The sequence below is a fragment of the Pseudomonas lactucae genome (genome assembly GCF_036688725.1).
Taxonomy (GTDB): domain Bacteria; phylum Pseudomonadota; class Gammaproteobacteria; order Pseudomonadales; family Pseudomonadaceae; genus Aquipseudomonas; species Aquipseudomonas lactucae.
On sequence record NZ_JAQQPT010000017.1, the window covers coordinates 91,034 to 104,907 of the forward strand.

The following is a 13,874-nucleotide window of genomic DNA, read 5'->3' on the forward strand; positions in this document are numbered from 1 at the left end:
AAGCAGTGCAGATGGGTGACGGCGGGATGCGCAAAGGACGCGCACACGAAGACGCCGCACTGCAATACAGGGCGGCGTCAGGGAAAAAGTACTGGTTTCAGGGGCTCGGGCGCCCAGCCTACGCGCCAAGGCGCGCGCGGTTTAAGCCCTGTGAAATGGCGCATTTGCCTCATGCGCCAAGGGCTATAACGACTTGTTTGCGAATATTCCTACATCTTAAACAGCTTCAACCTGCAAGGCCACGCGCTCGCGGCACGGGCATTCGTCCATATAGCGGTGCGCTTCCACGAACTGGTTGAACGGGAACACCGTGGTTTTCAATGGCACGAGCACGCGGTCGGCGGTCAGCTGGTTGATATCGCGCAACGCTCGCTGCAAGGCCACATGGTCCTGGATGATGCCCAGTTCCGGTTTGCCGGTGAAGTTGCCAATGCAGTGCACAAAGAACTGGATGTTCTTCTGGAACGCCGCACATGCCGGGAATGGCGTCTGGTTGCCGCCCTGCAGGCCATACAGCACCAGGCTGCCACGGGGAGCCAGCACATCACCGAGCAATGACATCTGCGGGCCGCCCAAGCCATCGAACACCACATCGACGCCGCGGTTATCGGTGATCTTGTTGATCTGCATCAGCAGGTCCTGTTCTTCGGTGACGATGACCTTCTCGGCGCCGAGGGAGAGCAAGTACTCACGCTCGGTACTGTCCTTGGTCGCCGCGATCACCCGCACACCCAGGGCCTTGCCCAATTGTACAAAAGAAGGACCGGCGCAATGACTGGCATCCGTAACCAGGGCAAATTGCCCAGGCTTGACCCGCGCAAGGTCCATGTAGGCAAAATATGCGATCAGCAGCGGCGTGTAGTGCACACTCGCTTCGATAGGGCTCAAGACATCCGGGTAACGGGTCAGGGCCGAACGCGGCAATACGATCCGTTCGCCGTATACCGGATAATCGTTGGGACTCTCGGCCGGAAAACTGGCCACCTTGTCGCCCACGGCCAAATCATCCACACCGTCGCCAACGGCCACGACCACGCCGGCCATCTCATGCCCCAGCCCCGAGGGCAGACGTGCATGGGAAGACGCCAGGTTCTGGCGCCACAAAATGTCGTACCAGCTGATGCCAATCGCCTCGACACGCACCTGCACTTCGCCCGGTGCGGGCTGCGCGGCTGCATGCTCTTCGCATTTGAGCACCTCGGCCGGACCAAACTTGTGAAAACGGATCGTGCGGGACATCGCAAACCTCGTCAAAGTAACTTCTAATGCCCTGAACTCTATCTGGGCTTTAGGGGTAAGACCACCGGTCACCGTTAATAGTCGACATGCCTGTCATTGATTCAGCTTCTGAGGAACAGACACCAAGTCTTGTAGGAAAACTCAATTATCCTGTGCAGAGTACCAGCCTTTCCCCGTAAGATTCATGCCGGGCATTGTTCTCATATGACCGCTCTCGTCAAGTTTGCTGACTCTTCCAGGACACAAGATGAACCGTAACGACCTGCGTCGTGTCGACCTTAACCTCTTGATCGTATTCGAAACCTTGATGCACGAGCGCAGCGTGACCCGCGCCGCCGAGAAGCTGTTCCTCGGCCAGCCTGCGATCAGCGCGGCGCTGTCGCGCCTGCGTGGGCTGTTCGATGACCCGCTGTTCGTGCGCACCGGTCGCAGCATGGAGCCCTCTGCCCGTGCGGTAGAGATCTTCGCCCTGCTCTCCCCGGCCCTGGATTCCATTTCCACCGCGGTCAGCCGCGCCGCCGAGTTCGACCCGGCGACCAGCACCGCCGTGTTCCGCATCGGCCTGTCCGACGACGTCGAATTCGCCTTGCTGCCGCAACTGCTCAAACGCCTGCGCGCCGAAGCCCCCGGCATCGTGCTGGTGGTGCGCCGCGTCAACTACATCCTGATGCCCGGCCTGCTGGCCTCCGGCGAAATCTCCATCGGTGTCAGCTACACCGCCGACCTGCCGGCCAACGCCAAACGCAAAGTGCTGCGCCGCAGCATGCCAAAATTGCTGCGTGCCGACAGCGTACCGGGCTCCCTGAGCCTGGACGACTTCTGCGCCCGCCCCCATGCCTTGGTGTCCTTTGCCGGCGACCTGAGCGGGTTTATCGATGAGGAACTGGAAAAGCTCGATCGCAAACGCCACGTCGTACTGGCCGTGCCGCAGTTCAACGGCCTCGGCACCTTGCTGGCGGGCACCGATATTCTTGCAACAGTGCCGGACTATGCGGCCGAGGCATTGACCTCAGCGGGCGGCTTGCGAGCGGAAGATCCACCCTTACCGGTGCGCTCGTTCGAGCTGCACATGGCCTGGCGCGGGTCGCAGGACAACGACCCTGGGGAGCGGTGGTTGAGGTCGCGGATTCAGATGTTCTTTGGGGATCCTGAGAGTCTCTAGGTTTCGCCGGGCGAGCTGTTCATCTGATCATTTCTGCCTTTCCACAAACCATGGAGCTCCATTCACTTCCAGTGGATTGCTACATTGGGGGCACATCTGAGGGCATGCTTTGGATGGTTTGAAAAGGATGCCCCCAGCCTAAGGCCAAGCAAGCTATTGATGAGGGTAGCTCCGACCGGACTCTCCGCGAGTCGCTATACCGCAGCGGAACGGTGAACATGCAGCCGATGAACATTTGACTGATTCTCCGCCATCAGTTGGATAGATGCGTGCAAATATAAAAAATTATGATGGCACAATGCCCCGGAAACCAGCAATATCCACACGTTCCCAACGGATTTGAAGGAGCGGTTCCGATGACATGGCCAGTCACGCTGAAGCTCGACAGCGCAGCCTACCCGCTCAGCGTGGTGCAACGCGCCGCTTATTCCCTGGCCGACACTGTCACGATCCAGGTCGGTATTGAAGCCAATCAGATAAGCCTCACGGCCCACCCCGCTGAAGCAAAGCTAACGCTTTCCCCGACGCAGGCTCACTCGCTGATCTTTCAGCATCTGAACGACTTCGCCCTACGCGACCATATCAACCGCGAAACAGCAGGGTTACGTGAAATCCTGGCCCGAGCTGCGCTCGCTGGATGTGGGGTTTCGCAGTGACATTGATAGCGACAGACGCCAAGCACTACCACTTGCTGCCTTTTCGATTCATGCGCATGAACACGGGACGTGATCGTGACATCCTGCTCACCTCCGATACCGGTGAGTACATGTACGTGAACGACGCGCAGTTACGAGCCCTCAGTTACTTCGACGTTCAAGCAAGTACACCTTTTTACAAGGACCTGCTGGCTCGCCACTTCATCTACGAACCAGGCCGCCACGACCCGTTCCCGGAAATGGCCGCGCAGTATCGCAGTCGCAAGGACTTCCTCTTCCAGGGCCCTGCACTGCACTTGTTCGTAGTGACATTGCGTTGCAACCACACCTGCCAGTACTGCCAGGTGTCGCGTGCCCCTCTGGGAGGATCCGGCCACGACCTGTCGGAAGCGGATGCACAGGCGGCGGTCGATCGCCTGTTCGAATCGAACGCTCCCGCCCTGACTGTGGAGTTTCAGGGTGGCGAGCCGCTTCTGGCCTTCGAGCGCGTCCGCCAGATTGTCGAATGGATCATTGAACGAAACGTGGTCGAACAACGGGATATCCAGTTCGTCATCACCACCACGCTGCACCACCTGACGGAGGAAATACTCGACTTCGCAGAACAAAATCGCATCCAGTTTTCGACCTCGCTCGATGGGCCCGCGCCCTTGCACAATGCCAACCGCCCTACCCCGTCACGAGACTCCTACGAACGCACTGTAAAAGGCATCCAGTGGGTCCGTGAACGCCTTGGCCATGATGCAGTTTCCGCGCTGACCACGCTGACTTCAAGAAGCCTCGAACAACCAGAAGCGATCATCGATGAGTATGTAAGCCAGGGCTTTTCCAGCATCTCGCTTCGGCCTCTGAGCCCTTATGGGTTTGCCACCAAGATTGCCCATCGACTTGATTACCCTATTGAGCGATACCTGGCCTTCTACAAGAAGGCACTGACCTATTTGCTGCATATCAACCAACAGGGCGTATACCTCTCAGAGAGTTATACGAGCCTGTTGCTGAAGAATATCCTGACACCCTTCTCCTCCGGCTACGTAGACCTGCGCTCCCCCGCTGGCGCAGGCACTGCGGCGGTGGTCTACAACTATGACGGTTACGTCTATCCTTCGGACGAAGCCCGAATGTTGCTGGAGATGGGTGAAGACGGCTTGAGGCTCGGCACCGTACAGCAACCCTTGTCTGAATTACTCACATCGCCCGTTATGGATGCGTTGCTCGCCAGTGGTGTAGCAGAGGCGCTGCCGGGCTGCTCCGACTGCGCACTTGTCCCGTACTGTGGTGCTGACCCCATCGAACACTATGCCCGCCAAGCTGACCCGATAGGACACCGAGTGTTCAGCAGCTTCTGCAGGAAAAATATGGGGTTGCTGAAGCATCTCTTCGGCCTGCTTTGCGATGGCGACGACAACGTGCAGAGAGTGCTGCTGTCTTGGTTGAGCAGGCGCTCTTACAACGATGTTCGATTTCCGGGTTACAGGGGCTGATGCGATGCTGCGCAAAGATACCCGCTTCGAAATCCATCACCTGAATGAGCCGAAACTGCTCAAGGTCATCACTCTGGATGAGTTCATCGAACAAGGCCTGGCAGTATGTGCCGGAAGCGCTGAGTTCGGTGACCTGCTGCTTTGGCTGCCAAACGAAGAACGGCTACGGAACCCGCATCTGCTCTCATTACCAGTGGGAGGATTCCTGATCCCGGAGCCAGTGATCGGCGACTTCGACAGCGCGCGGCCATACCTGCACACCCCCAAAGATGCGGATGTCGTGCAGCCCGGCGATGTCATTGCCATCACTCCAGGCAGCGCGTTGGTGCGAGTGCTCTATCGACGAGGCTCAGACAGCAACCTGCTGTTCATGACCGATCGTTGCAATAGCCTCTGCCTGATGTGCTCGCAGCCGCCCAAAGATATCGATGACCGTTGGCACATCGAGGAGAACCTACGGCTGATCGACCTGATGGACTCGGGCGAGGAAAATCTGGGAATCAGCGGCGGAGAACCCACGCTTTATCGCGACGGCCTGCTCGAAATGCTGGCCAAGTGCAAAGCCGTTTTGCCACAGAAATCCATTCATGTACTCAGCAACGGGCGTCTGTTCCAAGACCCGAGCTGGATCGCAGCGCTCTCTGCCATCAGCCACCCTCAGTTGAGCTGGGGCATCCCCCTGTATGCCGACAATGCCGAAGACCATGACCATGTGGTGCAGGCTCCAGGCGCGTTCAGCGAAACCCTGCAAGGTCTTTACAACCTGGCGCGCGCCAACCAGATCATCGAGATACGCGTGGTACTCAATCGCCTGACCACGCCACGCTTGCCCGAGCTCGCCCACTACGTGTTCAGGAACCTGCCCTTCGTGCGGCATGTTGCGCTGATGGGTATCGAAAGCACCGGCCTGGCCAGGAAAAACTACGAAGAACTGTGGATTGACCCGCTGGACTATCAGGAGTCGTTAAGCCAGGCCGTGTATTTCCTGTTCAACCGCGGAGTGCCGGTTTCGATCTACAACTTACCCCTGTGCCTGGTCCCGGCCCACCTCTCGCGTTTCGCCCGCCAGAGCATCTCGGACTGGAAGAATCTGTTCATCGATACCTGCCAACAATGCGCTGCCGTCAAACATTGCTCTGGCTTCTTCAAATCCCACACCGACCGCTGGCAGAGCCGCGGCGTACAACTACTATCGACCGAGGCCTTTAGCGCCTATGCAAGGAGCGCACAGTGAAATTGCTCGACCGCTGGAAAGTCCTGATCAGTGGGATCAGCTTGCTGCCAATGGCAGGTACCACCCTGGCACAGGCGGGCCATCTGTCGCTCGCCGATGCGAACTGGCAACCCAACGACAAGCTACAGCCCCCGGTATTTGCCGATACGCTCAATGCGCCAAACACCGTCAACATCTATGCGGCGCATCGCTCGCACAGTTCTCACCGGTCCCACAGCTCGCACAGTTCTCACTACAGCGGCTCGGGTGGCTATAGCGCACCTCGCTACTACAGCCCACCCGCTACTAGTACCCGAGGCTACAGCGCGCCGAGTACTTCGAGCAGTACTCCAAGCAGCAACAGCCTTTATCAGTCGTCTGGCACTAGCAGCGGGACAAGTTCGAGCACTTCTAAGAGCCGCGCGACCAATGAGCAGAAAAGCAACCTGGTCACCCGTGTGCAGACCGCGCTGATGGTGCGCCAGTATTACCAAGGCACCATTGATGGGGTGATGGGCAAAGCAACACGTGGTGCGTTGATGGCCTTTCAGATGGACAGTGGGCTGACCGTGAATGGCCGGATGGATACACCATCGCTGAATGCGTTGGGTATCAAGATTCCATAAGTTGTTGGCGCTGAAGCGATTTTTATGCCGGCTACCGGAATTCATTGACCCACCCGAGTACTCAAGAAATGATTACCTTGCGGGTGATTTCGGAGGCAGCGTGTGGGTCAGTCAAAATCAGCAACCTGGGTCAAAATCGCATCAGCGCCGACAATCGTGGGCTTATCTTGCACCGCAAATAGGTCGATTGGCTGGAGATGCAGCAAGTCGTCACCAGCCACCGTCGCTGCCACCGACCGACACGGATCTGACTACTGTTAGATAAGCCGATGCTCGCGCAGAAACCTTACCTCCCGGCTGAAATTTAGGAATGTGCATGACTGCTGCCATCAGTGATTCAACAGCCCAAATCGCGTTTTCAATGTTTGAAAACAAAGGCGTCTACGCTGTGCTTCTTGGCTCGGGGGTATCACGCTCGGCGGGAATACCGACCGGCTGGGAAATCACCATGGAGCTGGTGAAACGATGGGGCATAGCGTCTGGTGCCGGCGAACAGGAAGATTGGCTCGCGTGGTACGTACGTCAAACAGGAGAGCAGCCCAATTACTCCACGCTGCTCGAACGCCTAGCGACAACCCAGACTGAACGGCGAGCGATCATTCAAGGCTTTCTGGAACCTAGCGAAGACGAGTTAGAGGATGGCCTTAAACTGCCTACCCCCGCACATCGAGCGATCGCTGCGATGGTCAAAGCGGGTTATGTGCGCGTGATCATCACGACGAACTTCGACCGACTCATGGAAAATGCACTGCGCGATGTCTGCGTTGAGCCAACTGTCGTCAGCTCAGAAGACACCCTCGGAGGAGCGGAGCCACTCACTCATGCGTCCTGCTACATCCTGAAGATCCATGGTGATTACAAGGATGCCAGGATCCTCAATACCGATGGGGAGCTGGGCAAGTATCCGCCAGCATTCAATACGTTGCTTGACCGCGTCATCGATGAGTTTGGGCTGATCGTCGCGGGCTGGTCAGGTGAGTGGGATCATGCGCTGAGGGCGGCGTTCTTGAGGGCGCCCTCCCGTCGCTACCCGACCTACTGGCTTTCGCGAGGAAAATTGAGCGAGCGTGGCCAAGAGCTCATCACTCAGCGGCGCGCCAACGTCGTGACGGGCCTGGATGCCGACACCTTCTTCGATGGGCTGAACCTCAAACTGGAAACCATCCAGCAATCCCGCCTGCAGAACCCAGCCGGCATCGAGCTGACTCTCGCTATGGCCAAACGCTTTATGGCCAGGCCCGAACACAGGATTCAGCTCGATGATTTAGTGACAAGCCAGGCTCATCAAGCGATCAGCCATCTGGCTCCTCTATTCACAGAACGACCTCAGGGCAGCACGTCCAAGGACTTTACCGATCTGGTTGAGGTATACGAAGCGGCCATCGAGCCACTAGCACGCCTTTGTGCAGTGTTAGGACGATGGGGTGCAGGTGTTGAGCATTCGATCGTTTTGGATGCGATCAAGGGCCTGCACGCTGCGTCGCAGGTCGAGCCGTCAGGCTGGGTAGCTGGACTTGCATTGAAGAGTTACCCGATAGCACTTGTTACCTATGCGTATGGCATGGGACTTGTACGGGCCAATCGCCTGAGCGAGCTAAACGAGCTGTTTAACACGACCCTTATCAACCGGCGCGAAATGCCTTTCCCTGTGGGAGTTGATCTATCACCGTTCTACGTTGAGGGAGCCAATGGCCTGCTTGAATTATGGAGGAGCTTCGAAGACCAAAGTAGAGCTCTTACCCCCTTGTGCAACCGACTCCATGACCGTCTTGCGCCTCGGTGGGCGCCTGACTTCGCAGGTCTACAGGATCACGGGCTGCTTTACGAACGGTTTGAGTTTTTCAGTTTCCTGTTCTTCTGCGAGCAACGCGGAGTCAGTGAAGAATCGCTCGCGGATGCGGTGAAAAACCACGATTTCAAGAGAATCGCATTGGGCCGGCTTTCCTGGCATTCAGAGACCATCAACCGCTTCGCTCACGAATATGCGACCGAAGAGTACAGGGCCCCGCTGCTGGCAGCAGGGTTCGCACTTGGGTCGCAAAGCTACCTGGAGCAAATGCTTGAAGGACTGAAGCGGCTGTCCAGGTACTGACGCCTCACGCATTCCAATTAATGCAAATACGATTCAAATGGGGTACATGCGTTTGCTGCTGAAAACCTAGGGCAAGTTTGGATTCTGGCAGCGGGCATCGAGGGAGGGTGATTTATGCGTTCTTCATCGGGTCACTGCCACTCCTGACCACCTCACCAGAAGAGGTGAGCGTTTTGGTGACCGCGCTACTGCCCCCCGAGCTCATGGCTTACTACGTGTACCTGCTCATAGCATTCGCTATCGTCAGCATCTTCACGCTTAGGGTGACGTTTCGATCCTTTCATCTCATTGGAAGGTCGCGGGAAGTGCACACGTTCTTCATCAACGAAGTAGGTAGCTTGCTGACTGCCTGTAGGGCTGCGTTGGGGACGATGATTGGTGATCTGCTTGTATGGTGCTACCTAGCAGTTGATGATGTGAGTGCAGGAGGAGTACATGCAGTGATCAGCTACGCCTCCTTGACCCTGAAGTTCTGCATTGGCCTTGCGTGGACAGATGAGACCCTCAGAGACCCGCATACCGTTAGCAGCTACAAATGATGGTGGCTGCCAGTAACTCCGGCACAAATGCCTGGCGCGCGGCCATCACGGGGGTTAACCCAACGACAGACTGAGACGCTCTGATGACCAAAAAACTCTGTCCCTACAAGCCCGAGTTTTCGGCCAATGGCTACTGTTTGGCCTGCGACGATACCAAAATCAAGAATGCTAACAGAGAGAAAACGCTGAATAGCAATCTGCTCCGGCGCATTCCTAGCTGGGAGGAATACCTGAGCTTTGATGGAGCCCATTGCCACCAGCTATGGGCGAAGCTTGATGATCATTGGCGATGCCCGTGCTGCGAACGGACACGATACCAATTGCTACGTTGGACGATGCTTTACCCGAACAAACCGCATAGGCGAGAAGGCTGGGCTGTAGGTCTCCATACTCACCATGACCATGGAACCGACCTTTACGTACGAAAACCGCTTCTTGGAGAACCTCATCGGATCACCACATTTGCTCCTGTCATCATCTGCGAGCAATGCAACAGTGCTGACGGCGCGGTTAAGAGACGCCTAGGCCTTCCACCTTCTTTTACATTTGCGCCACTTGAGATCCGTCAGTTCGTGTGGCCAACGCCTCACGGCAAGCACATCATTCATTACGAGCGAGCCCAAATGATCTACCACCATGTCACGACTCGAGCACCGTTGTTTTTTGGCTGACAGGTTCAACTGAAGGGCATCCTATCAGCAGTCAAGCCAGCCCACGTCTGTACTTCGCAGCCAAGCTGCCCGTAAGATCGACATCGCACCTATCCGAGTAGGAGTGACCCTTTTGCCGAACGTGTTCTTTTCTTATTGCCATGCTGACGAGGCGCTGCGCGACCAGTTGGAAAAGCAGCTTTCGATGCTCAAGCGCCAAGGCGTCATTGAGACTTGGCACGACCGCAGAATCGGAGCAGGCCAAGAGATCGATGCTGCCATTGATGATCACATCAACAGCGACGAAATTATCCTGTTGCTGGTAAGCCCGGATTTCATCGCTTCCGACTATTGCTACAACATCGAGATGGCTCGCGCGATGGAGCGCCATGCCGCTAAAGAAGCGACTGTCATTCCTGTGATTCTTCGCCCATGCGATTGGCATCATGCCCCCTTCGGCAAGCTGCTTGGTACGCCCCAAGATGGTAAGCCAGTGACCCTTTGGCCTGATCGGGACGAAGCATTCTTGCAGGTTGCGAAGGAGGTTCGGAAGGCCGCCGAGCGACGCAGCCGTGGCCAACCGAACACTGCTCCGCGAGCCGAACGCAACGATTTCAATGGAGGTTCAGCGCCCTCCCTTATCGCCCCGGCTGGCCCTAGGTCTAGCAACCTTCGAATGGCTAAAAGCTTCACCCAGCTAGACAAAGACCGCTTCTTGCTCGACAGCTTCGAGTACATCGCCCGCTATTTTGAGAACTCGTTGCTGGAGCTCCAAGCGCGCAACTCAGGGTATGAAGGGGTGTTCCGTCGGATAGATGCAAATCGCTTTTCTGCGAATATCTACAAGGACGGCCACGACGTTGCAAAAGCGGCAGTGTTCACCGGCGGCCAGATGGGCGCCGGTATCTACTACAGCCATGGAGACTCGTTTGGCGGCGGCTCGTACAACGAGGCGCTCACCGTAAATACGGACGACCAATCCATGTACCTGAAGACCTTCGGCATGGCGTTCCACACTCGGCAAGACCAGAAGCTTTCCCAAGAAGGCGGTGCCGAGACGCTTTGGGGCCTTCTCATCGCACCGCTACAACGCAATCGGTAAATCATTGTTGGGTGCGAATTAGAAAGAACCCAGGGGGCACTTGGCCTTGACGCTGCCCCCTACGACAAAGAAGTAAGACTCACATAGAAGGTTCAGACCATGGAAGTAGTCCTGCTCGCCCACATCACATTTAACCGAATAGGCTAGGCCAGTGGCGGAGGCTTTCAAAGCCAACGCCAGGTCAAGTTTTCCGCTGAGCTACCAGACACCGACCAATCGGCCTTAAGGGAATTGGTGATCGAAATCGCCGAGGCAAATGGTGAAGCGGCGGGAGCCTTGAGAGAATTGAGGTACGAGCGAAGCTACGGAGGGGAACTGGTACTCAACATCCAAGGCCCGAGCACCTCATACGGCACCGCTTATGCCCAATGTCGCATCATCCATGCGCTGAAAGCCAAAGAGCAGTACTTCAAGCTTCAGGCGGTAGAAGACAGAGACGTCACACCATATGTCTCATCTGGGCGGGCTAAGTAGTTCGCATATCGACTCATCGAACCACCAAGGATTTGCCGGATTCTGGTTGGTCATCCAATATACGGAGGCGCACTGAATACCAGTCACGTCCACCCCGCCCCGCTTCAGAAATCGCCATTCGCGATCGCTCGCACACCCGGTGCAAATGGGGGCAAAACTGGGGGCACAATTCTATTTTTTCAGGCTGCAACTACCGCCCTAGAGCCCAGTCAAAATGTTTTTTGGCGCCCCTGAGAGCCTTTAGGCTTCGTCTGGCAGGCTGTTTAGCTGAGCATTTCTGGCTTTTCATGGGCATGGAGATCCATTCATTTGCAAGCCCGCCAGTCCCGTTGCCTCACCGAAATCGCCATCAATTTATTCTGGCCCAGCAAATACAACCGCGCCCCGTCAATAAATGGTTCAGGCACCTGATGTTCGATCTGTTCGGCGATTAACTGCGCGCGCAGCCTTTACTGCCAATGCGAAAACCTTGGAGCGCAGGTGCGACACCTTCGGCCAGACCGCATGCACATCAGCGTTACCGAAAAACGACTTGCGACACGAAGCAGACATTAGAGCAGGTAAATAAGCCCGTCGTTTTTCTTCCTTTGGCCTCGTTTTTTGCCAGCAGATTTCAGGTTGCTCACCGAGCACTCCGATAGAATCAGGCAATACTAAAATCGAATCAGGCATAGTTCCCACCCACTCTCCGCCCTAGCATAGCCTGACCTTATATATTCAGGAGTGCGCCCCATGCGTGCAGAAAAAACCATTTTTATCACGGGCGTTAGTAGCGGCTTTGGCCAGGCCCTGGCTAAGGAAGCTCTCGCTCAGGGCCATCGAGTGATCGGCACTGTTCGCAGCGAATCCTCTCTGGCAACGTTCCAGGCGCTCTTGCCTGAGAGAGCCCATGGCGTGGTGCTGGACGTTACCCACTTTAATGCCATCGACGCCGTCGTCGCCGCTATTGAGGGTCAGTATGGCCCGGTGGACGTGCTGGTTAACAACGCGGGTTATGGCCACGAAGGGGTTTTCGAGGAGTCGTCGCTGGAGGAAATGCGCCGTCAGTTCGACGTCAATGTATTCGGCGCGGTGGCGATGACCAAGGCGTTTGTGCCCTTTTTTCGCCAGCGGCGGGCGGGACGTATCCTCAATATCACGTCCATGGGTGGCTATATCACCATGCCAGGTATTGCTTACTACTGCGGCAGCAAATTTGCCCTGGAGGGCATCTCTGATACGTTGAACAAAGAGCTTGCGCCCTTCAAGATTTTTGTAACGGCCGTGGCGCCGGGGTCTTTCCGAACGGACTGGGCAGGTCGTTCGATGCAGCGTACGCCGCGCAGCATCAGTGACTACGATGCGACTTTCGACCCGGTGCGAAAAGCCCGTGAGGAAAAAAGCGGCCTTCAACTGGGCCACCCGCAGAAAGCCGCACGCGCCATGATGACTATTATCACCAGCCCTAATCCGCCGGCTCAACTGCTGCTGGGCAGCGACGCCCTGGCTCTGGTGCGTGACAAGCTGCAGCGGACGGCGGAGAGTATTGAGCAATGGGAAGCGCTGAGCTGTTCCACGGACGGCTGAGCATAAAAGTGGAGAACGTACAATCGATGCCGAAATCCAAGGACCCGAGCACTGCGCGTATGGTGCAGTTGATGGGCCAGCTTGCACCGCTGGAGGGTTACAACCTGAGTCCGCTGGATGATGTGCGTTTTCTGCGTTCCAACCGGCCGCTGAAGCGCACCCCGGTTCTATATGAGCCGGGCATCGTCATCCTCTGTCAGGGGCAGAAACGCGGCTATCTGGGTGATGAAATTTACATCTATGACGCCCAGCATTATCTGGTGGTGTCAGTGCCAGTGCCTTTTACAATGGAGACCGACGCTAGCGAGGCGGAGCCAATGCTGGCGGTGTACATACGTCTGGATTTCAATCTGGCCGGCGAGCTGATTCAGCAGGTAGATGAGGTATGGAACATCCGCGTGGCTCAGCCTATGGGTATGTACGCCTCGCCCATGGACGAACCGCTGCGCCAGTCGACCCTGCGTTTTCTGGAAGTCATGGGCGACTGCACCGACGCGCAAATCCTCGGACCGGCGATGTTGCGCGAACTCTACTACCGCATTCTCACTGGCGAACAAGGCGGTACCCTACGCGCGGCTATCGCCCAGCAGGGTCAGTTCGGCAAGGTGACGCGCGCCATTCACAAAATCCACCGCTGTTACCACGAGCATCTGGATGTAGAAATCCTCGCCCAGGAAGCGCAGATGAGCGTGCCTAACTTTCATCTGCATTTTCGCAAGGTGACCGATTCCTCGCCTATGCAGTACCTCAAGTCGACGCGGTTGCATCAAGCGCGATTACTGATGCTGCGTAACGACCTGACAGCGGCCAAGTCGGCATTTCTGGTGGGTTATGAAAGTGCTTCGCAATTTAGCCGCGATTTCAAGCGCCTCTTCGGACGCACGCCAATAGCGGAGGTGGCGCGGATGAAGCAGGCTTATACGTTGCCGGCACCGACAACCCCGTCGCCCTTCGTGTCATCACACTGAGTTTCAAACAATCCTGTCTTGCCCGTCGCCAGTAGGCGTGGGAACGTGCGGATGGCGTGCCTGCCGACACAACGGGCGAGTGAAGTGTCACATCTGCTGCCGC

The 13,874-nt window shown here is 56.7% G+C and carries 10 protein-coding genes; 9 read left to right on the top strand and 1 reads right to left on the bottom strand.

Features of this window, described 5'->3' with window-relative positions; translation table 11 throughout:
* Positions 1 to 216: 216 nt before the first annotated feature.
* On the bottom strand, positions 217 to 1,239 hold the full coding sequence (locus V6M90_RS19950) for a zinc-dependent alcohol dehydrogenase family protein (RefSeq protein ID WP_003174024.1): 1,023 nt from the start codon (positions 1,237 to 1,239) through the stop codon (positions 217 to 219).
* Positions 1,240 to 1,486: 247 nt separating this feature from the next.
* Between V6M90_RS19950 and V6M90_RS19955 the strand changes: the two genes are divergently transcribed.
* From V6M90_RS19955 to V6M90_RS19995, 9 genes are all read left to right on the top strand, one after another.
* Positions 1,487 to 2,401: a LysR substrate-binding domain-containing protein gene (locus V6M90_RS19955; RefSeq protein WP_141064678.1), complete on the top strand. Its 915-nt coding sequence runs from the start codon at positions 1,487 to 1,489 to the stop codon at positions 2,399 to 2,401.
* Positions 2,402 to 2,757: 356 nt separating this feature from the next.
* Positions 2,758 to 3,057: a His-Xaa-Ser system protein HxsD gene (gene hxsD, locus V6M90_RS19960; protein ID WP_214918101.1), complete on the top strand. Its 300-nt coding sequence runs from the start codon at positions 2,758 to 2,760 to the stop codon at positions 3,055 to 3,057.
* A complete protein-coding gene (hxsB, locus tag V6M90_RS19965; RefSeq protein ID WP_332847014.1) occupies positions 3,054 to 4,541 on the top strand; it encodes a His-Xaa-Ser system radical SAM maturase HxsB in 1,488 nt (495 codons plus the stop codon). The genes hxsD and hxsB overlap by 4 nt, the downstream gene beginning before the upstream one ends.
* A 4-nt stretch (positions 4,542 to 4,545) precedes the next feature.
* Positions 4,546 to 5,775 (top strand): His-Xaa-Ser system radical SAM maturase HxsC, encoded by a 1,230-nt coding sequence (gene hxsC / locus V6M90_RS19970; RefSeq protein ID WP_332847015.1) that lies wholly within the window; start codon positions 4,546 to 4,548, stop codon positions 5,773 to 5,775.
* Entirely contained in the window at positions 5,772 to 6,380 is a 609-nt protein-coding gene (hxsA, locus tag V6M90_RS19975) for a His-Xaa-Ser repeat protein HxsA (protein ID WP_332847016.1), read from the top strand. Before hxsC ends, hxsA begins: the two co-directional genes overlap by 4 nt.
* A 316-nt stretch (positions 6,381 to 6,696) precedes the next feature.
* Positions 6,697 to 8,472 (top strand): SIR2 family protein, encoded by a 1,776-nt coding sequence (locus V6M90_RS19980; protein WP_332847017.1) that lies wholly within the window; start codon positions 6,697 to 6,699, stop codon positions 8,470 to 8,472.
* Positions 8,473 to 9,794: 1,322 nt separating this feature from the next.
* Positions 9,795 to 10,763, top strand: a complete 969-nt coding sequence (locus V6M90_RS19985; RefSeq protein ID WP_408637328.1) for a toll/interleukin-1 receptor domain-containing protein — start codon at positions 9,795 to 9,797, stop codon at positions 10,761 to 10,763.
* Between the two features lie 1,206 nt (positions 10,764 to 11,969).
* Positions 11,970 to 12,803, top strand: coding sequence for an oxidoreductase (locus V6M90_RS19990; protein ID WP_332847018.1), 834 nt, complete (start codon positions 11,970 to 11,972; stop codon positions 12,801 to 12,803).
* 26 nt (positions 12,804 to 12,829) lie between these two features.
* The gene (locus V6M90_RS19995) at positions 12,830 to 13,771 is read left to right on the top strand and encodes an AraC family transcriptional regulator (protein ID WP_056859947.1); all 942 of its coding nucleotides are present in this window, start codon (positions 12,830 to 12,832) and stop codon (positions 13,769 to 13,771) included.
* The last annotated feature ends 103 nt before the right edge of the window (positions 13,772 to 13,874 follow it).